The sequence below is a fragment of the Homoserinimonas sp. A447 genome, assembly GCF_054489325.1.
The window spans coordinates 2738191-2755387 of the sequence record NZ_JBTMWW010000001.1 but is presented as its reverse complement, the minus strand read 5'-3'; the positions used below and the strand labels follow the sequence as shown (position 1 = coordinate 2755387).

The window sequence follows — 17197 nt, the reverse complement described above, 5'->3', positions numbered from 1 at the left end:
TGAACAGCCTAATTCTTCATTTGTTTGGCATGCCGCGCGGCGAGGTCCGCCACTGCAGCATCGAGGGTCGGGTCGTCTCCACGGGCGAGTCCTGCATACTCCAGGCGGATGCCGCCGTCCTCCTGCTCGATCGCCTTCACCCAGACGCGGCGGCGGGGAACGAATAGCGCGGTGAGCAGCCCGAGAACGACCAGGATCGCAAAGGCCAGCACCCAGCCCTGGGACGGGTCGCGGTGGATGTCGAACGAGGCGAACCGGGGCACACTGGTGCCGTCCACGGAGGTCTCGCTGAGGTCATCGAAGGTGACGGTGCCGACGCCGCCCGGAAGCTCGACCGCCTCCCCCGGTCGCAACTGGATCGCGGGAACATCCGTTCCGCGGCCGGCGATCGGCGTCATCTCGTCGGTGTTGAGCGCGTACACCGAGCGCGGGATCCCGTCGTCGACGCCGAGATCGCCGGTGAACACGTTGAAGGTGAGGAGCGGGTCACGCAGGTCCGGGAAGGCGGAGGTGAACGCGCCCGTCTCCAACTCTTCCGCCGTCGGGTAGAAGAAGCCGACCAGTCCGAGCTGTTCCGGTACGGCATCCGGAACCTTGACCACGCCGATCGAGGTCATATTGGCATCCTGGGAGAGGAACGGCACGGTGCCGCTGAATGCGACGTTGCCCTCACCGTCGGTGACCGTGATGTGCGGCGCGTACCCGTTGCCCAGCAGGTAGGTCTCGTTGCCGAGAATGTGCAGCGGATGGTTGACCTTCACCTGGTCCTGGTAGCTGTCATCCCCCGGGACGTGCACCGTGACATCCGCCGTGAAGTCGGTCGGGAACCCGTAAGCGTTGAAGTTCTCGCGCTCGTAGTTCACGCTGAAATCGTCGAGCACCATGCGGTAGGGCACGAGGGCGCTCTCGTCGAAGAACCGCCCAGGGTTGAATGACGAGTAGTCGGCGAGCACGTTGACGAACGGCTGCCCCTCGACGACAACCTTCTGGCCGCTGTAGGCGAAGCCTCCGCCGATGGCGACGGATGCGAGCACACCGATCAGCGCGGTGTGGAACACCAGGTTTCCGGTCTCGCGCAGGTAGCCGCGCTCCGCCGAAACTGAAAGCTGCGCGCCGTACTGAGCCTGTCGAAGTGGCCCGTCGAACATTCGCACCCGGTAGCCGCTCTTCCGCAGGAGGGTGCGGGCAGAGTCGATAGCGGATGCCGCATCGGCTTCCGGCGCATCGATCGTTGTGAAGCCGGCCAGGCGGTCCAGCCGCGCTGGGGTTTTCGGCGGCGGGGTACGCAGCGCCTTCAGGTGGTGCATGGTGCGCGGGATGACGCATCCGATCAGGGACAGGAACAGCAGCAGGTAGATGCTCGAGAACCACACCGAGGTGTAGACGTCGAACGCCTGCAGGTTGTCGAGGATGGGAGCCAGGTCGGGGTTGTCCTCGAAGTACTTCACCACGCCGTTCGGGTCGGCGCCGCGCTGGGGAACCAGCGATCCGGGGACGGCCGCGATGGCAAGCAGGAGCAGCAGGAAGAGTGCGGTGCGCATGCTGGTCAGCTGGCGCCAGAAGAATCTCAGGTATCCCAGGAAATCGAGTCTGGGCTGCGTGACCCCGTCGCCCTTCGGGGCGGGTGCCGGGGAGTCGATGTGATCAGATGGCCGGGACAAAACCGTTGATCACCGACCCCAGGCTCGAGATGAAAAGGGTCCACAGCCCGCTCACCATGAGCAGGCCGACGAGGATGAGCAGCGCCCCGCCGACGATGTTGACTACGCGGATGTGCCGCTTCAGCCAGGCCACCGAGCCGGTCACCCAGTTCAAGCCAAGCGCGACCAGCAGGAACGGGATGCCGAGGCCCAGGCAGTAGAGAGCCGCCAGCAGTGCTCCGCGCGCCGGGGAGCCGCCGTTCAGGCTCAGCGCCAGCACTGCAGCCAGGGTTGGCCCGACACACGGTGCCCAGCCGAGCCCGAACACGATGCCGAGGAACGGTGCACCGGCAAGACCGGTGGCAACCTTCCACCGCGGTTTGATGGTCCGCTGCATCCGCCCGAACATGCCGATGAACACCAGCCCCATCACAATGATGATGACGCCGGCGATGCGGGTGATCAGGTCGAGCCACTGCGTGAGCAGTAGCCCGGCTACGCCGAACAGCACCCCGAACGCCACGAAAACGAGGCTGAAGCCGAGCACGAAAAGCGAGACGCCGAGGAGCAGGCGGCGACGATCAGCCTTGTCCCCGTCACCGGCGAACCCGCCCACGTAGCCGAGGTATCCGGGAACCAGCGGCAGGATGCAGGGCGAGGCGAACGAGACCAGCCCGGCGAGCATGGCTATCGGCAGCGCAAGCAGGAGGTTGCCGCCGAAGACAATCTCGCTGAGAGAGCCCACTAGAGGTCCTCAGCGATGAGCTCGCGGATGATCGTGTCCAGGCTCGACGGAGCCATGACCTGCCCGAGGAACCGCGCAGCCACCCGGCCCTCCTTGTCGAGCACCAGCGTGGTCGGCACGGCGCTCGGCGGCGCGTGGCCGGCGAAGGCCAGGCGTGCGGTGCCCTCGTTCGCATCCATGATCGAGGGGTAGCTGATGTCGAACTTGCGCGCGAACGCCAGGGCGCTCTCGGCCTCGTTGACGGTGTTGATTCCGAGGAAGGATGCCCCGTTGCCCTCGTACTTCAGCGACAGGTCTCGCAGGTCGGGCGCTTCAGCCCGGCACGGGGCGCACTCGGCGTACCAGAAGTTCACGACCAGCACTTCACCGGCGTAGTCCTCGTTAGAGACCGTCATCCCGGTGTCCGTCGTGCCCTCGAAGACGACCGGCTCGCCGCGGTCGGCCGGGCCGAACTCGCTGAACGCGCCATCCTCGGACTCGTAGCTGGTGCCCTCGCCCCCGTACTGCTCCGCGAGGGGATCATTCGTGCATCCGGTCAGCGTGACCGCAAGAATCAATGCCATCGCGCCGGCCTTGGTCGAGAACCTCATACCGCTCCGAAATCGATGGACTGGGCCAACAACTCTGCTGCCGGGTCCCGGTAGTCGACCTCGACGAACCGGGGCCCATTCTCCGCCGGGTCGCGGAGGGCGAGGGTGGTGATGCTCGACAGCGAGCAGCGGCGCTTGCGGGGGTCGTGGTAGAGCTTGCGACCGGACAGGAACCGCTGCGCCATCACGATCGGCATCTGGTGGCTGACCAGCACGACCTCGCCGTCGTCGACAGACGAGTGGGCATCCTCGATCACCGCGAGCATGCGGTCGGCGACACTGGTGAACGGTTCGCCCCAGCTCGGCTTGAACGGGTTCAGGATCCACGGCCACGACTGCGGCTTCGTCAGCACCTGCGGACCGAACTCGAACTTCTTGCCCTCGAACCTGTTGTTCGGCTCGATCAGGCGCTCGTCGGTGACAATCTCAAGGCTGAACGCATCCGCCCACGGCTTCGCGGACTCCTGTGCGCGCTGCAGGGGAGACGCATACAACGCAGTGACCGGATGCCCCGCCAACTGGTCTGCGGCGGCAGCCGCCATCCGGTGCCCGAGCTCCGAGAGGTGGTACCCGGGGATGCGCCCGTACAGGATGCCGTCGGGGTTGTGAACCTCACCGTGGCGAACGAGGTGGACAAGGGAAGCAGGCACCCCACCAGTCTAGGTAACGCTTGCTGTGGGCTCGACCCGGAGGGTCGAGCTAGTGGTCCGGTCGGCGAGGTGCCCGGGGGAACGGGAAGTGGCTCCGCCCATAGAAGCCCGGCCCACCCGAGCCGTTCCCTTCTCCCTCCCTGCCTGCTCGTACGTGAGTCGAGCCGGTCAGGGGCTGTCGGGGCACCCCCTTTAGGATGGGGGGCGTGAGCGAACGCACCCTGATCAAGAACCTGGCCGCAGCATCCGACGGCCCCGTGAGCGTGTCCGGTTGGGTCGACACCGTGCGCGACCAGAAGAAGGTGCAGTTCGTCGTGCTGCGCGATGAGTCCGGCGCGGTGCAACTGGTGCACCCGCGCATCTTCAACGAGGACGGCACCCCGGCACCGGATGCGCTGGCCGACGAGATCTCCGCCCTCTCGCAGGGCAGCTTCCTCACCGCGACCGGCGAACTCAAGCACGATGAGCGGGTCAAGCTCGGCGGCGTCGAGATCAAGCTGGACGGCCTCGACGTGGCCTCCCACGCCATCCCGGAGACTCCGATCGCCGACGACTCCGGTGTCGACAAGCGGATGGACTGGCGCTTCCTCGACCTGCGGGTTCCGAAGAACAACCTGCTTTTCCGCATCCAGACCACGCTCGAGCACGCCTGGCGCACGTACTGGGTCGAGAACGACTTCATCGAAATCCACACGCCGAAGCTGATGGCGAGCGCCAGCGAGTCGCGCGCCGAGCTGTTCGAGGTCGAGTACTTCGACACCAAGGCGTACCTGGCGCAGAGTCCGCAGTTCTTCAAGCAGATGGCGCAGCCGGCCGGCTTCGGCAAGGTGTTCGAGATCGGGCCGGCGTTCCGCGCCGACCCGTCGTTCACCAGCCGCCACGCGACCGAGTTCACCAGCGTCGACTCGGAGATCAGCTGGATCGACAGCCACGAAGACGTCATGAAGCTGCACGAGGAGCTCATGGTCGCCGGCTACACCGCGGTCAAGGCGAAGCATGGCGCCGAGATCGAAGCCCTCTTCGGCATCGAGCTGACCGTTCCCACCACGCCGTTCCCGCGCATCCCGCTCGCCGAGGCGAAGCGCATCGTTGCCGAGCGCGGCTACGAGGTTCCCCGCCACGATGACGACATGGACCCGGAGGGCGAGCGCCAGATCGCCGCCTACGTGCAGGAGAAGTTCGGGCACGACTTCGTGTTCCTGACCGACTATGCCTCGAGCATCCGCCCGTTCTATCACATGCGTCATGAGGCGGATGCTGCGCTCACCAACAGCTACGACCTCATCCTGAACGGGGTGGAGATCTCCACCGGGGCGCAGCGCGAGCACCGCATCGATGTGCTGGTCGAGCAGGCGATTCAGAAGGGGCTTGAGCCTGAGGAGCTCGACTTCTATCTCGACTTCTTCCGCTACGGGGTGCCGCCGCACGGTGGATTCGGCATGGGACTGTCGCGCGTGCTGATGCTCATGCTGGGCCTGCCCAACCTGCGCGAGGCCACCTTCCTGTTCCGCGGACCGACCCGCCTGCTGCCCTAGGTCTCGATACGGCGCTGCCGCGCCCGCTCCACCCGCACAAATGAGGGACCTTTCCTGCCAACTGCTGCGAAAGGAGGAGGTTTTCGCCCTTGTCTACGGGATTCTCCCTCTTTCCTGCTGCGCTGTTCTTTCCTGCTGCGGTGTTGCGATCACCAGGCGCCGGCCGGCGCCTTCACCACCGGCACCGGCGTGTAGTGCCAATGCGACCCGTTCGCGTAGTGGCCGCTCGCCCACGGTGATGCCCAGATGGCGGCCTCGGTGACCTCGGGCGGTGCCGATGATGCGAAGGCGGCGACGATGTCGCGATAGCCCGGATGCGTGTTCAGCGCCTCGGCTGCATTCTCCGCTGCCACGACCAGGGTGGGGTAGCTGCCCAGGCCTCCGCCACCTCCTGACCCCCATCCGTTGTTCAGCGGGTTGTTGCGGTTCCACCAGGTGTCGATGTAATTCTCTTGGCGCATCCAGCGGGTGATCACCGTGACGTTGTTGTCGGTGACCGGCCATCCGCCGTTCAGCAGCACCAGCTTCGCCCAGTCGTGGTTGGTTCCGCCGTTGATGAAAGTGGTTCGCCCAGGAGTCACGTGGAAGGCGTCGCGCTTCACCTCCGGGATTGCGACGTGGCTCACGGCGACCAGGGTCTGCACCTCTTTATGGCGCTGCGCATCATCCGCTGCCGACGACAGGTGCGGCGCGGTGGGCACGACGGCGAACACCGCCACCAGGGCGAAGGCGGCAACGGCGGCGCCCCAGGAGAGCGTGCGGAAGGCGCGGTGTGACGTGACACCAGACCACAGTCCGGTGGCGCTTGGCTGGGGCACGCGATGAGTGGGGGCCATGGGAATCACGCCGCAGGAATCCATTCGCACCTGGCGGCACAAGGCCCGAGGGTAGGCCGCGGGACTGGAAGATTGCTGGACAATCTCGGGTGGTACCGTGAGCGGATGACGAACGAAATGACGCGCTCAGCAGTCGACTCGGGCGAGACCCTCATCGGCATTTTGCGAAAGCACATCGACCTCATTGCCAAGGATGCCGATCAGGTTTCCGAGGCGGACGGCCCCGCCCTGGAAGACCTCGACCGCAAACTGTGGGATGCCGTCGCCGCCTACGGGGACGCACTCGACGAGCTGTTTGAGGATGAGGATGACGAGCCGGCAGAAGACCAGAACGAGCTCACCTTCACGGTACGCACGCGCTACGACTACACCGTGCTCGACGAGAAGGCGTTCCTCTCCGGTGGCCGCGGGGTCGGCGCTGCCGTCACCGCGCTGATCGAGCGCGCCGGCGGCAAGCCGTTGACCGCACTCGAGCTGGACACCCTGGAGACCGGCAGCGGCCTGGTCACGGTCCACCTCAACAACGAGCCGCTGGTCGCCGAAGACTTCGCCTCGGCTGAGGAACCGACGGACCTGCTGCTGATCGCCCCGGGCGAGCAGCTCGCGTCCGTTTTCGACGAACCCGTCTACGAGTCGCGCGCCGAAGCGGAGGCCGCAGCCAAGCGACAGGACTGACTACACCTCGAAGTCGACGCAGGCCCGCTGAACGGCTACCGACTTCAGGAAGGCTGAGGCCTCGACGTGGTCAGGATGCGCGATGTAGGCGCGAAGGGCATCCGCGTTCTCGAAGTCCGCGATGACCGCGGCGTCGAAGTTCTGGCCAGGGTTCACCACGTTGCGCACCACGCGGATGCTGATGATCTCGGGGATCCGACCGTCGAGGGACTCCAGGTCGCGGGCGATGCGCTCGACCTGCTCATCCACCTCGGACACGTCTGCTCCGCTGAGCTTCCACGAAACAATGTGCCTGAGCATGGGCTAGGCCTCCATGAGCGCGGCTCGCAGGCGGTCCGGGTCGACCCGCCAGATGTTGTGCACCGCACCGTTCAGCAGCACCACCGGAATCTCCTCCACGTACTTGTCGTGAAGTTCGGCGTCATCGAGGATCGAAACCTCCGTCACGACAACAGCGGGGGCGGATGCGACGCCCTCCAGCTCGGAGACCACGGCGGCGATCACTTCGCGGGCGTCATCGCAGAGATGACACCCCGGCTTGCCGATGAGGGTCAGCGTCGCGGTGGTCATGCCTCCCAGCGTAATCGCCGGCACCCAGTAGCATGGCGCGATGCAGTCCAGTAGCGTCCCGGCAGCTGCCAGGCCGATTGTCGCGTTCTTCGATGTCGACAACACGCTGATGCGCGGCGCGAGCATTTACCACGTCGGTCGGGGGGCGTACAGCCGCGGCTACCTGAAGCTGCGGGACATCCTGCGCTTCGCCTGGCAGCAGGCCAGGTTCATCGCGGTCGGCGAGAACCGCAAGCACCTGGAGCTGGTGCGCGAGCGCGCACTCGGGCTCGCCCGCGGGCATTCGGCCGCCGAAGTCAGGGAGCTGGCGGAGTCCATTTTCGACAAGGCCATCGAGAAGCGTCTGTGGCCGGAGACGGTCGGTCTCACGCAGGAGCACCTGAGCAAGGGCCACGAGGTCTGGCTCATCACCGCGACGCCGATCGACATCGCATCCGTCATCGCCGAACGCCTCGGACTGACGGGCGCCATCGGCACCATGCTGGAGACGGTCGACGGATGCTTCACCGGCCGGCTGGTGGGCCAGGTGCTCCACGGAGAGCGGAAGGCGGTCGCGGCCGAGGAGCTGACCTCCCGGCTGGGCGCCGACCTGCGGGACTGCTGGGCGTACTCGGACTCCGAGAACGACATTCCCCTACTCGAGTTGGCCGGCAACCGGGTGGTGGTCAACCCGGACGCCAGCCTCATGCGCCACGCGAAGCTGCAGGGCTGGTCCATCCTGAGACTCAACAAGTCGAGCATCCGTGCCGCCCGCCGACGCGTCATCCGCGACGGAAAGCGCGCGAAGGCTTAGCAAACAAAAAACGCCTGACCCGAAGGCCAGACGCTCATGCTTGCGGCGCTACTTCTTGTTGCGACGCTGGTGGCGGGTCTTGCGAAGCAACTTGCGGTGCTTCTTCTTCGCCATACGCTTGCGGCGCTTCTTGATTACGGAACCCATACGTACCTCATGTCTATTGGCTTCACTGACTTGAACGGATGACCGGGTCCGTTCAGAACCGCGGAGAAATTGCCTCCGCCAAGTGTACTCGATACCGGAGGCACCACTATTCGCGGGGCGATCACTGCGTGGAGTGCGCCCCGGCTGGTCAGCCTACGGCGGAGTCGCCTTCGGCGATGTGGGAGTCGATGGCGGTGGCGACAGCCGACTCCGGGACCCGGAATGAGCGACCGAAGCGGATGGCCGGCAGCTCGCCGGCGTGCACCATGCGGTACACGGTCATCTTCGACACCCGCATCATGTCGGCGACCTCAGCAACCGTGAGGAAACGAACCTCGGAAAGATCGCGTGCCATGTGCTGGTCCTTAGTCTCTGTGGGCCAGCGGTGAGGGCACCGGTGACGCCATGCACTCCGCCTCGGGTGTTACTGGAGTGCTAATTCGTAACTCTAGGGGTAGAAGTGACTGGCTGTCCAGAAGTCAGTCTTTCTTGAGCTTCTTCTTGATCGGCTTGATGACCCGGCGTTCCAGGTCGTGCGACGCATCCTCGATGGCACTGCGAGCCTGGTAGGTCGCATCCGCCACGGCACGTCCGACAGCGGCGCCGGCCTCACCCGAATGCTGCAGGGACTCGGTCGCCCGGCGCAGCGGGGCAGGAAGCTGGGCACCGGCCCACGCCGAGAACACTGCGGACTTCTCGGCGGACGAATCGAAGTCGGCGCTCAGGAAGGGGATGATCCAGTCCTCGATCGCCTCCAGAGGTGAAGCGTCGAGCGTGTAGTAGCGGTGCTGCCCTTCGTCGCGCACGCTGACCAGGCCGAAGTCGCGGAGCACCCGCAAGTGCTTCGACACGGTCGGCTGGCTCAGGCCGAGGGTGGTGACCAGCTCACCGACGCTGATCTCCCCCGCATCCGACCCCGGTGCGATGTACCGCTCCAGCAACGCCTGAAGCAGGTCGCGCCTGGTGGGGTCTGAAACTACGTCAAAGATGTCGGCCATGGCAACAGGCTAATGCGCCCCGCCGAGGAGTACCATGTCAAGCTGTCATGGACATGGCGCCACAGCGGACATACAGAGGACACTGATGCGAACCCAGCCTGTGAAGTCGGCTTCCCCGCGGAGGCGCTTCCGGGACGTGGTGGATGATTTTGCGAGCGCCTCGCCGTCGCGGTTCGCCATCCTGATCTTCACCTCCCTCATCGTGATCCTGACGTTGGTGCTCTCGCTGCCGATCGCATCCGCGAACCGATCGGCGACGCCGCTCGCCGACGCCGTGTTCACCGCTGTCTCCACCATCTGCGTGACCGGCCTCACGACCGTTGACATGGCAACCCACTGGTCGACCTTCGGCAACGTCGCCATCCTGATCGGCCTGCAGGTCGGCGGTATCGGCGTGCTCACCCTGGCGAGCATCATGGGGCTCGTGGTCTCGCGCCGGTTGGGCCTGCGCACCCGACTGATGGCGGCGAGCGACACCAACCCCTCACGCATCCATCACGGGCCCGTCTCCGAGTCGCAGGCCATCCGCCTCGGCGAGATCGGCGGCCTCCTCGCCACCGTCGCCATCAGCGCTCTCATCATCGAATTGGTTGTCGCCGCCGTCGTGTTTCCCCGCCTGCTGATCGCCGGATTCGACCTGTGGTCGGCCGCGTGGCAGAGCTTCTACTACGCCGCATCCGCGTTCACCAACACCGGATTCACCCCCAACCCCGAAGGCATGGCGCCATTCACCACCGACCCGTGGATGTTGACCGTCCTCGCCATCGCCGTCTTCCTGGGTAGTGTCGGATTCCCGGTGATTTTCGCGCTGGCCCGCGGCTGGCGCAATCCGCGGCGGCTGTCGGTGCACGTGAAACTGACGCTGGTCACCACCATCGGCCTCATCATCGTGGGAGCCCTCGCCATGCTGGTGCTCGAATGGAACAACGAGGCAACACTCGGCGGTCAGGACGGCGTTGCCCGACCGTTGACGGCAACCTTCATGTCGGTGATGACCCGCTCGGGCGGGTTCTCCACCATCGACGTGTCCCAGATGAACGGGTCCAGTCTCCTCGTCTTCGACATGCTGATGTTCGTCGGTGGTGGTTCGGCATCCACCGCGGGCGGAATCAAGGTGACGACGCTCGCGGTACTGTTCCTGGCCGCCTTTGCCGAGGCCCGAGGGGACAGTGACATGCAGGCGTTTCAACGCCGCCTCCCCCCGGACGTGCTCCGTCTGGCCGTGAGCGTGACGCTGTGGGGCGCGACCATTGTCGCGGCCTCATCGATCGCCCTGCTCCAGCTGACCAAGGCTCCCCTCGACTTCGTTCTCTTCGACGTCATCTCCGCGTTCGCCACCTGCGGTCTCAGTACCGGACTGACCGAAAGCCTCCCCGACGCCGGAAAGTACATCCTGTCGGCCACAATGTGGGCTGGACGCGTTGGTACAGTGACTCTGGCCGCGGCCCTGGCGGCAAGCCAGCGGCGGCAGTTGTTCAGACGAGCGGAAGAGAGGCCCATCGTTGGTTGACAAGATTCCCCACGACGCCCCGGTGCTCATCATCGGGCTCGGACGATTCGGCGCGGCGACCGCCGGCCAGCTCGACCGCCTCGACCGCGAGGTGCTCGTCGTCGACGAGAGTCCCGCGCTGGTGCAGAAGTGGTCGGAGCGGGTCACGCACGCGGTTCAGGCGGATGCGCGCAGCATCGACGCCCTGCGGCAGATCGGCGCGCAGGACTTCTCCATCGCTGTCGTCGCCGTCGGCTCATCGATCGAGGCCAGCGTGCTCATCACCGCGAACCTGGTCGACCTGAAAGTGCCGCAGATATGGGCGAAGGCGATCAGCCAGTCGCACGGCAAGATCCTGGCCCGCATCGGCGCCAACCATGTCATCTACCCCGAGGCGGAGGCCGGCACCCGCGTCGCCCACCTGGTTTCGGGGCGGATGCTCGACTTCATCGAGTTCGATGACGATTTCGCGATCGTGAAGATGTACCCGCCGAAGTCAATCCACGGGAAGACGCTCACCGAGTCAGCGCCGCGCAAGAAGTACGGGCTGACCGTGGTCGGGGTGAAGTCGCCCGGCAAGGAGTTCACCTACGCCACCCCGGACACCGTCATCTCCAACCACGACCTGATCATCGTGAGCGGGACATCCGCTTCGATCGAGAAGTTCGCCTCCCAGTAGCCGCTACTGGCCGGACGCCAGCTCTCGCGAGCGCGCGGCGGCGGCGGCGATCGCGTCACTGAAGACCTGCTTGAGGTGGGACTCCTCCAGCGAGGCGATCGCCCGCTCGGTGGTCCCGCCCGGGCTGGTCACCTGGCGCCTTAGCTCTTCCGGCGCGAGCCCGGACACCCGCAGCAACTCGACCGCCCCTCGGAACGTCCCGATCACCAGCTTCTCGGCCTCCGCCGCGGTGAACCCCATGTCGATCGCCGTCTTCGTGAACGACTCGATCACGTAGTAGACGTACGCCGGGCCGGTGCCGGAGAGTGCCGTAACGGCGTCGAGCTTGTCCTCCGGAAGCAGGATCACCTCGCCGACCGCGGCAAACACCTGCGACACGAGGTCGACATCGTCGCGAGTGGCGCGGCTTCCTCCAGCGATCGCCGTGACGCCGAGCCCAACACCGGTCGGCGTGTTCGACATGATCCGCACGGCGGCCACCGAGGCCGGCAGCAGTGACTGCATCGTCTCGGTAGTGACACCCGCAGCGACGCTCACCACGATCGCGTCGTGCGCCAGGGCATCCGCCACCTCCTTCAGCACACCGGCGACCAGTGCCGGCTTCACCGCGACCAGCACGATCCTGGCACCGTCCACGGCGGCACGGTTGGCGTTCGGGTCGGTCTCCGAAGCCAGGGAGACGACGCCTCCGGTGCGGAGAAGCGCCGCCTTCGCCTCGGTGCGGTTGGTGACGCGGATGCCGCCGACCACCTCGACGTTGCGCTTCAGCAACCCGTGCACGATGGCCGCACCCATGGAACCTGCGCCGAGAACTGCGATCGCGGGGAGTGTGACAGTCATCCCGTTATCTTAGGTTCCGGTCGCGACCTAGGATTGAAACATGAGCGCTTCCGGCGGAACCAAGGCAATCATCGCGGCGCTGCTCGCGAACTCGGGCATCGCGGTCACGAAGTTCATCGCCGCATTCTTCTCCGGTTCGAGCTCCATGCTCGCCGAGGGTGTTCACTCCGTGGCGGATGCCGGCAACCAGGCCCTGATGCTGCTGGGCGGCAAGATGGCCAAGCGCAAAGCCGACCGGGAGCATCCGTTCGGTTACGGTCGCGAACGTTTCGTCTACGCCTTCGTCGTCTCCATCATCCTGTTCAGCGTCGGCGGCGTCTTCTCCCTCTACGAGGGCTACAACAAGCTGGTTCATCCGCACCCGCTGGATGTGCCGTGGCTGCCCATCGTGGTGCTGGTCATCGCGATCATCCTCGAGTCGTTCTCGCTGCGCACGGCCGTCATCGAGTCCAACCACGTGCGTGGCAAGCAGAGCTGGGTGCAGTTCGTGCGCCACGCCAAGCAGCCGGAACTGCCCGTCGTGCTGCTCGAAGACATCGCAGCCCTGCTCGGGCTCCTCTTCGCTCTCTGCGGCGTCGGCCTGACCATCATCACCGGCAATGCGATGTGGGATGCGATCGGCACCCTCTGCATCGGTGTGCTGCTCGTTCTGGTGGCGATCATCCTCGGAATCGAGACGAAGAGCCTCCTGGTCGGCGAGGGCGCCAGCGTCGCTGATTCGGATGCCATCCGCGACGCCATCAACGGACACAAGAAGGTGGAGGCGCTGATCCACATGAAGACGCTCTACCTCGGGCCGGAAGAACTGATGGTCGCCGCCAAGGTCGCGTTCGGCAAGAACGCCCGCATGGCAGATGTCGCAATCAGCATCAACGCCCTGGAGCACAGCATCCGCGAGGCCGTCCCGGCCGCCCGCGTGATCTACATCGAGCCGGATGTCTACGTGCCGCCGAACGAGTTCAACCCGCCGACCGACAAGTTCGTCATCCGCGGCACCGACTGACCGTCCTCGAGCGGTCTTCGCAAGTGGTTCAGCGCTTCGCCTCGAAGAAGTCGGTGAGCAGTTTCGCGCAGGCCTCGGCCTCGACGCCGGCGAACACCTCAACCCGGTGCGGCAGCCGACGGTCGCGGAGCAGGTCGTAGACGCTGCCGGCCGCCCCTGCCTTCTCATCCCAGGCGCCGAACACGACCACGGGAACGCGCGCTGCCAGGATCGCGCCAGCACACATCGGGCACGGCTCGAGCGTGACCACCAGCGTCGTGTTCTCCAGGCGCCAGTCGCCGGTCACCTCAGCGGCGGCACGGAGTGCGAGGATCTCAGCGTGCGCGGTCGGGTCCTGTCGCAGCTCGCGCTCGTTCCGGCCGACACCGATGGTGTTGCCCTCACTGTCCAGCACGAGGGCGGAGACCGGAACGTCGCCCGACGAGGCGGTGACGGATGCATCCTCGATCGCCTCACGCATCCGCTGTGAGTACAGCGCAGGAATACCAGCCACTCGCACATCCCTCCCTCAGCTAGGTTTAAGCCTATGCGAGTCCACGTTGCCGACCATCCGCTCATCACGCACAAGCTCACAGTGCTCCGGGACAAGCGCACACCGTCGCCCACCTTCCGGGCGCTGACGGAAGAGCTGGTCACCCTGCTCGCCTACGAGGCGACCCGCCACGTGCGCACCGAGTCGGTTGACATCGTCACCCCGGTGGGACCAACCACCGGGCTGGCCATCAGCCAGCCGCGTCCTCTGGTCGTTCCCATCCTGCGCGCCGGGCTCGGAATGCTGGAGGGAATGGTCAAACTGGTGCCGACCGCCGAGGTCGGCTTCCTCGGGATGGTGCGCAACGAGACCACCCTGCAGCCCGACATCTACGCTGAGCGGCTGCCCGACGACCTGTCCAACCGCCAATGCTTCGTGCTCGACCCGATGCTCGCGACCGGCGGCTCCCTGAACGCGGCGATCGCCTACCTGTTCGAGCGGGGGGCACAGGATGTGACGGCCGTCTGCATCCTGGGCGCACCCGAGGGGCTGGAGGCTGTCGAGAAGGCAACCGCCGGTCGCGAGGTCACCATCGTGCTTGGCGCCCTCGACGAACGACTCAACGAGCTCGGCTACATCGTGCCCGGGCTCGGCGACGCCGGCGACCGCCTCTACGGCACGGTCTGATTTTCGGCCAGCATCCGGGTCGAGTTTGATTTTTTGCGGGTGCATAACCGATACTCGATTCATGACTACATTCGCGCACGCCCTGACCTCGCCTGAGGCTTCGAGGGATGCCGGCATGATGATGCCGCGCAGCAGTGCCGTCATGTGTTGTCGAATGTGTGCCTAACCGGCCCAATCCTTAGCCGAGTCCATCCCTCCGCTGACGCTCTTCATCCGAGTATCACCGGGGCTGAACTCCGGGTTGCCGCTCCTCATACCGAGCGTCGATCCTCACCGCACGTCTGAAGTACCCCGAAGGATCACACCCTCATCATTAGAGGCCCTTCACCCCTCCTAAGGAATTCGACTCATGTCGCTCGCAACCATTGACCTTGTCCGACCGTCCACCTCACACCTCACCGCAGTAGCCCTGCCAGCCGCGCCCGTCGCGGAACCGGCTGCACCCCGCATCCGCGCCATCCCGACCGGGACCGAAGCCCGCGGCTTCGTGCTCTACGTCGGTGTCGACGAGTTCAAGGCGGCCTCTGCCGGCGTCGACCTCAGCCAGCTGGTCGCCGCCCTCAAGAAACTGACCACCGAGCTGGTGCCGACCGCCGAGACACATGCCGCGGTCGCGTTGGCACCGTCCGGTGCGGGCGGCCGGGATGTCGACGTGGTGCGGCTCGCACTGCAGGACCCGTCCGCCCTCGCCCGGCACCGCCAGCAGGAGCCGGAAGCCGTCGAGGAGTACCGCAGCGGCGTGGTCATCGACCTGACCCGCAAGCAGGTCTCGCTCGATGGCCAGCCGGCCGGGCTCACCTACAAGGAGTTCGAACTGCTGCAGTACCTGGTGCTGCGGGAAGGCCGAACCATTCACCGTGCCGAGCTCATCGCCGACCTGTGGGACGCGGACGACGCCGACGATGCGCCGAACGAGCGGACCATCGACGTGCACGTGCGCAGACTTCGCTCGAAACTGGGCGGCTATGAGGACGTGGTGCGCACGGTGCGGGGCGTCGGCTACCGCTTCGACCGGCACGCGGATGTCTCGGTGCGGCACACGAGCACGCCGTCGCCCGATTTGTTCTAGGAGAGCTTCAGCTGGTCGAGCGTTAAGCGGGTTGAGCCTGTCGAAACCAGGCGAGCTCGTCGAGCCCCCACGTCGCTGGCGGGGTCTCGACAAGCTCGACCAGCCTTGACGGGTTACTGCATGTGCGGGTAGCGGTGGTCGGTCGGAGCGTTGAACGTCTCCTTGATCGACCGCGGGCTGGTCCAGCGCATCATGTTCGCCATCGAGCCGGCCTTGTCGTTGGTTCCGGATGCCCGGCCCCCGCCGAACGGCTGCTGGCCGACAACGGAGCCGGTGGGCCGGTCGTTGATGTAGAAGTTGCCGGCGGTGCCACGCAGGCGGCTCGCCATGTGGTGAACCACCTTGCGGTCGCGGGCGAAGATGGCTCCGGTCAGCGCGTACGGCGAGGCCTCGTCCACCATGGTGAGCAACGCGTCGAAGTCGGCGTCATCCTCGTACACGTACACGGCGATCACCGGTCCGAAGTACTCGTTGACGAAGAGTTCGTCCTTCGGGTCGGTGCTCTCGATGATCGTCGGGCGGATGAAGTAGCCCTCCGAGTCGTCGTAGGTGCCGCCGGCGAGTACGGTCGCGGTGTCCTTCGCCTTGGCGCGGTCGATCGCGCCGGTAACGCGTGCATACGCGCGGTCGTCGATGACGGCTCCCATGAAGTTCGAGTAGTCCAGCACCGAGCCCATGGAGAGAGCGTCGACCTCAGCGATCAGGTCGTCCTTGATGGAGTTCCAGATCGAACGCGGGATGTACGCGCGCGAGGCGGCCGAGCACTTCTGGCCCTGGTACTCGAATGCACCGCGAATGATCGCCGTCTTGAGCGGCTCGGGGTCAGCACTCGGGTGAACGACGATGAAGTCCTTGCCACCGGTTTCGCCGACCAGGCGCGGGTATGTCGCGTAATTCGCGATGTTCGCGCCCACCTCAGACCAAAGGCCCTGGAACACGCCGGTGGAGCCGGTGAAGTGGATGCCACCCAGTCCCTTGTCGGCGAGCACGACATCCGACACCGACTTGCCACGGCCGGTGACCATATTGATCACGCCCGGTGGCATGCCGGACTCTTCGAGCAGACGCATCGTGAGGTCTGCCGCGAGCATCTGGGTGGATGACGGCTTCCACACCACCGTGTTGCCCATAATCGCGGGGGCCGTGGGAAGGTTGCCGGCGATGGCGGTGAAGTTGAACGGGGTGATCGCGTAAATGAATCCGTCGAGCGGGCGGTAGTCCATGCGGTTCCACTGGCCGGTCGGGCTGATCGGCTGCTGCGACATGATCTGCTGCGCGTAGTGCACATTGAAGCGCCAGAAGTCGGCCATCTCGGCGATGGCGTCGATCTCGGACTGCTGGACCGTCTTCGACTGGCCGAGCATGGTGGCGGCGTTCATACGTGCGCGCCAGGTGGTGGACAGCTTGTCGGCGGCGCGCAGCATGATGGCGGCCCGCTCGTCGAACGGCATGGCGGCCCACTCGGGGGCGGCCGCCTTGGCTGCCGCGACGGCGTCTTGCGCGTCCTTCTCGGTGGTGCTTCCCATGGTGCCGAGGACCTTCTGGTGGTCGTGCGGCTGCACAACCTTGACGTCTTCGCCACCTCCACGGCGCTTCTCGCCGCCGATGGTCATCAGGAAGTCTTGCTGCTTCGACGCCATCTCCTTGATGGCCGCGTCGAGCTCCGCGCGCTCGGCAGAGCCTGGCGCGTGCGGGAAGACCGGCTCGTTGACCGGTGCCGGAACAGTGGTGATGCCATCGAACATGGTTTACCTCTTCTGATTGAAGGATGTCTACGGT

21 protein-coding genes are annotated in these 17197 nt (G+C 65.7%); 8 read left to right on the top strand and 13 right to left on the bottom strand.

From position 1 onward, the window contains the following. Window positions 1-8: 8 nt before the first annotated feature. From resB to ACX3O0_RS13585, 4 genes are all read right to left on the bottom strand, one after another. On the bottom strand, window positions 9-1541 hold the full coding sequence (resB, locus tag ACX3O0_RS13600) for a cytochrome c biogenesis protein ResB (protein ID WP_459108058.1): 1533 nt from the start codon (window positions 1539-1541) through the stop codon (window positions 9-11). 103 nt (window positions 1542-1644) lie between these two features. After that, a complete protein-coding gene (locus tag ACX3O0_RS13595; protein ID WP_459089721.1) occupies window positions 1645-2385 on the bottom strand; it encodes a cytochrome c biogenesis CcdA family protein in 741 nt (246 codons plus the stop codon). Next, a complete protein-coding gene (locus tag ACX3O0_RS13590; protein WP_459108057.1) occupies window positions 2385-2975 on the bottom strand; it encodes a TlpA family protein disulfide reductase in 591 nt (196 codons plus the stop codon). The genes ACX3O0_RS13595 and ACX3O0_RS13590 overlap by 1 nt, the downstream gene beginning before the upstream one ends. Continuing rightward, the gene (locus ACX3O0_RS13585; RefSeq protein WP_459108056.1) at window positions 2972-3625 is read right to left on the bottom strand and encodes a histidine phosphatase family protein; all 654 of its coding nucleotides are present in this window, start codon (window positions 3623-3625) and stop codon (window positions 2972-2974) included. Before ACX3O0_RS13585 ends, ACX3O0_RS13590 begins: the two co-directional genes overlap by 4 nt. 206 nt (window positions 3626-3831) lie before the next feature. Between ACX3O0_RS13585 and aspS the strand changes: the two genes are divergently transcribed. Beyond that, window positions 3832-5160 (top strand): aspartate--tRNA(Asn) ligase, encoded by a 1329-nt coding sequence (aspS, locus tag ACX3O0_RS13580; RefSeq protein ID WP_459108055.1) that lies wholly within the window; start codon window positions 3832-3834, stop codon window positions 5158-5160. A gap of 149 nt (window positions 5161-5309) precedes the next feature. Here the strand turns inward: aspS and ACX3O0_RS13575 are convergent, their stop codons facing one another. Then, a complete protein-coding gene (locus ACX3O0_RS13575; protein WP_459089711.1) occupies window positions 5310-5978 on the bottom strand; it encodes a hypothetical protein in 669 nt (222 codons plus the stop codon). Window positions 5979-6101: 123 nt separating this feature from the next. Here ACX3O0_RS13575 and ACX3O0_RS13570 point away from each other — a divergent pair, with 123 nt between their 5' ends. Beyond that, window positions 6102-6671: a hypothetical protein gene (locus tag ACX3O0_RS13570; protein ID WP_459108054.1), complete on the top strand. Its 570-nt coding sequence runs from the start codon at window positions 6102-6104 to the stop codon at window positions 6669-6671. On the opposite strand, the gene ACX3O0_RS13565 is transcribed toward ACX3O0_RS13570, so the two are convergent. Together ACX3O0_RS13565 and ACX3O0_RS13560 are read right to left on the bottom strand one after the other, a co-directional pair. Continuing rightward, window positions 6672-6971, bottom strand: a complete 300-nt coding sequence (locus tag ACX3O0_RS13565; protein WP_459108053.1) for a Dabb family protein — start codon at window positions 6969-6971, stop codon at window positions 6672-6674. A 3-nt stretch (window positions 6972-6974) separates the two neighbouring features. After that, the gene (locus tag ACX3O0_RS13560) at window positions 6975-7241 is read right to left on the bottom strand and encodes a glutaredoxin family protein (protein ID WP_459108052.1); all 267 of its coding nucleotides are present in this window, start codon (window positions 7239-7241) and stop codon (window positions 6975-6977) included. Window positions 7242-7281: 40 nt separating this feature from the next. Between ACX3O0_RS13560 and ACX3O0_RS13555 the strand changes: the two genes are divergently transcribed. Continuing rightward, window positions 7282-8034, top strand: a complete 753-nt coding sequence (locus ACX3O0_RS13555) for an HAD family hydrolase (RefSeq protein WP_459108051.1) — start codon at window positions 7282-7284, stop codon at window positions 8032-8034. A 48-nt stretch (window positions 8035-8082) separates the two neighbouring features. Here ACX3O0_RS13555 and ACX3O0_RS13550 read toward each other — a convergent pair whose 3' ends face one another. From ACX3O0_RS13550 to ACX3O0_RS13540, 3 genes are all read right to left on the bottom strand, one after another. Then, a complete protein-coding gene (locus ACX3O0_RS13550; RefSeq protein WP_003792170.1) occupies window positions 8083-8181 on the bottom strand; it encodes a 30S ribosomal protein bS22 in 99 nt (32 codons plus the stop codon). A 148-nt stretch (window positions 8182-8329) separates the two neighbouring features. Beyond that, window positions 8330-8536, bottom strand: a complete 207-nt coding sequence (locus ACX3O0_RS13545) for a helix-turn-helix domain-containing protein (RefSeq protein WP_459089699.1) — start codon at window positions 8534-8536, stop codon at window positions 8330-8332. Window positions 8537-8660: 124 nt separating this feature from the next. Then, on the bottom strand, window positions 8661-9179 hold the full coding sequence (locus ACX3O0_RS13540; RefSeq protein ID WP_459089697.1) for an ArsR/SmtB family transcription factor: 519 nt from the start codon (window positions 9177-9179) through the stop codon (window positions 8661-8663). An 85-nt stretch (window positions 9180-9264) separates the two neighbouring features. Here ACX3O0_RS13540 and ACX3O0_RS13535 point away from each other — a divergent pair, with 85 nt between their 5' ends. Then, window positions 9265-10689 carry a TrkH family potassium uptake protein gene (locus ACX3O0_RS13535; protein ID WP_459108050.1) on the top strand — a complete coding sequence of 475 codons (1425 nt, stop codon included), beginning with the start codon at window positions 9265-9267 and terminating at the stop codon, window positions 10687-10689. Next, a complete protein-coding gene (locus ACX3O0_RS13530; RefSeq protein WP_459108049.1) occupies window positions 10682-11347 on the top strand; it encodes a potassium channel family protein in 666 nt (221 codons plus the stop codon). The genes ACX3O0_RS13535 and ACX3O0_RS13530 overlap by 8 nt, the downstream gene beginning before the upstream one ends. 3 nt (window positions 11348-11350) lie before the next feature. Here the strand turns inward: ACX3O0_RS13530 and proC are convergent, their stop codons facing one another. Then, window positions 11351-12187, bottom strand: coding sequence for a pyrroline-5-carboxylate reductase (gene proC / locus ACX3O0_RS13525; protein ID WP_459089690.1), 837 nt, complete (start codon window positions 12185-12187; stop codon window positions 11351-11353). Between the two features lie 40 nt (window positions 12188-12227). Here proC and ACX3O0_RS13520 point away from each other — a divergent pair, with 40 nt between their 5' ends. Then, complete coding sequence (locus tag ACX3O0_RS13520) at window positions 12228-13190, top strand: cation diffusion facilitator family transporter (protein WP_459089688.1); 963 nt, start codon at window positions 12228-12230, stop codon at window positions 13188-13190. 28 nt (window positions 13191-13218) lie between these two features. Here ACX3O0_RS13520 and ACX3O0_RS13515 read toward each other — a convergent pair whose 3' ends face one another. After that, window positions 13219-13650, bottom strand: a complete 432-nt coding sequence (locus ACX3O0_RS13515; RefSeq protein WP_459089834.1) for a nucleoside deaminase — start codon at window positions 13648-13650, stop codon at window positions 13219-13221. A 66-nt stretch (window positions 13651-13716) separates the two neighbouring features. On the opposite strand from ACX3O0_RS13515, the gene upp reads away from it, so the two are divergent. Together upp and ACX3O0_RS13505 are read left to right on the top strand one after the other, a co-directional pair. Further along, window positions 13717-14349, top strand: a complete 633-nt coding sequence (upp, locus tag ACX3O0_RS13510; RefSeq protein WP_459108048.1) for a uracil phosphoribosyltransferase — start codon at window positions 13717-13719, stop codon at window positions 14347-14349. Window positions 14350-14698: 349 nt separating this feature from the next. After that, complete coding sequence (locus tag ACX3O0_RS13505; RefSeq protein WP_459108047.1) at window positions 14699-15418, top strand: winged helix-turn-helix domain-containing protein; 720 nt, start codon at window positions 14699-14701, stop codon at window positions 15416-15418. A 113-nt stretch (window positions 15419-15531) separates the two neighbouring features. On the opposite strand, the gene pruA is transcribed toward ACX3O0_RS13505, so the two are convergent. After that, window positions 15532-17163: an L-glutamate gamma-semialdehyde dehydrogenase gene (gene pruA, locus ACX3O0_RS13500; protein WP_459108046.1), complete on the bottom strand. Its 1632-nt coding sequence runs from the start codon at window positions 17161-17163 to the stop codon at window positions 15532-15534. Window positions 17164-17197: the final 34 nt, after the last annotated feature.

What these genes read in the sequence shown, in the direction of transcription:
- upp (WP_459108048.1), top strand. Translation starts at nt 13,717, where the DNA reads ATGCGAGTCCACGTTGCCGACCATCCGCTCATCACGCACAAGCTCACA.
- pruA (WP_459108046.1), bottom strand. Translation starts at nt 17,163, where the DNA reads ATGTTCGATGGCATCACCACTGTTCCGGCACCGGTCAACGAGCCGGTC.
- ACX3O0_RS13550 (WP_003792170.1), bottom strand. Translation starts at nt 8,181, where the DNA reads ATGGGTTCCGTAATCAAGAAGCGCCGCAAGCGTATGGCGAAGAAGAAG.
- ACX3O0_RS13570 (WP_459108054.1), top strand. Translation starts at nt 6,102, where the DNA reads ATGACGAACGAAATGACGCGCTCAGCAGTCGACTCGGGCGAGACCCTC.
- ACX3O0_RS13545 (WP_459089699.1), bottom strand. Translation starts at nt 8,536, where the DNA reads ATGGCACGCGATCTTTCCGAGGTTCGTTTCCTCACGGTTGCTGAGGTC.
- proC (WP_459089690.1), bottom strand. Translation starts at nt 12,187, where the DNA reads ATGACTGTCACACTCCCCGCGATCGCAGTTCTCGGCGCAGGTTCCATG.
- ACX3O0_RS13565 (WP_459108053.1), bottom strand. Translation starts at nt 6,971, where the DNA reads ATGCTCAGGCACATTGTTTCGTGGAAGCTCAGCGGAGCAGACGTGTCC.
- resB (WP_459108058.1), bottom strand. Translation starts at nt 1,541, where the DNA reads ATGCGCACCGCACTCTTCCTGCTGCTCCTGCTTGCCATCGCGGCCGTC.
- ACX3O0_RS13515 (WP_459089834.1), bottom strand. Translation starts at nt 13,650, where the DNA reads ATGCGTGAGGCGATCGAGGATGCATCCGTCACCGCCTCGTCGGGCGAC.
- ACX3O0_RS13560 (WP_459108052.1), bottom strand. Translation starts at nt 7,241, where the DNA reads ATGACCACCGCGACGCTGACCCTCATCGGCAAGCCGGGGTGTCATCTC.
- ACX3O0_RS13590 (WP_459108057.1), bottom strand. Translation starts at nt 2,975, where the DNA reads ATGAGGTTCTCGACCAAGGCCGGCGCGATGGCATTGATTCTTGCGGTC.
- ACX3O0_RS13535 (WP_459108050.1), top strand. Translation starts at nt 9,265, where the DNA reads ATGCGAACCCAGCCTGTGAAGTCGGCTTCCCCGCGGAGGCGCTTCCGG.
- ACX3O0_RS13520 (WP_459089688.1), top strand. Translation starts at nt 12,228, where the DNA reads ATGAGCGCTTCCGGCGGAACCAAGGCAATCATCGCGGCGCTGCTCGCG.
- ACX3O0_RS13505 (WP_459108047.1), top strand. Translation starts at nt 14,699, where the DNA reads ATGTCGCTCGCAACCATTGACCTTGTCCGACCGTCCACCTCACACCTC.
- ACX3O0_RS13540 (WP_459089697.1), bottom strand. Translation starts at nt 9,179, where the DNA reads ATGGCCGACATCTTTGACGTAGTTTCAGACCCCACCAGGCGCGACCTG.
- ACX3O0_RS13555 (WP_459108051.1), top strand. Translation starts at nt 7,282, where the DNA reads ATGCAGTCCAGTAGCGTCCCGGCAGCTGCCAGGCCGATTGTCGCGTTC.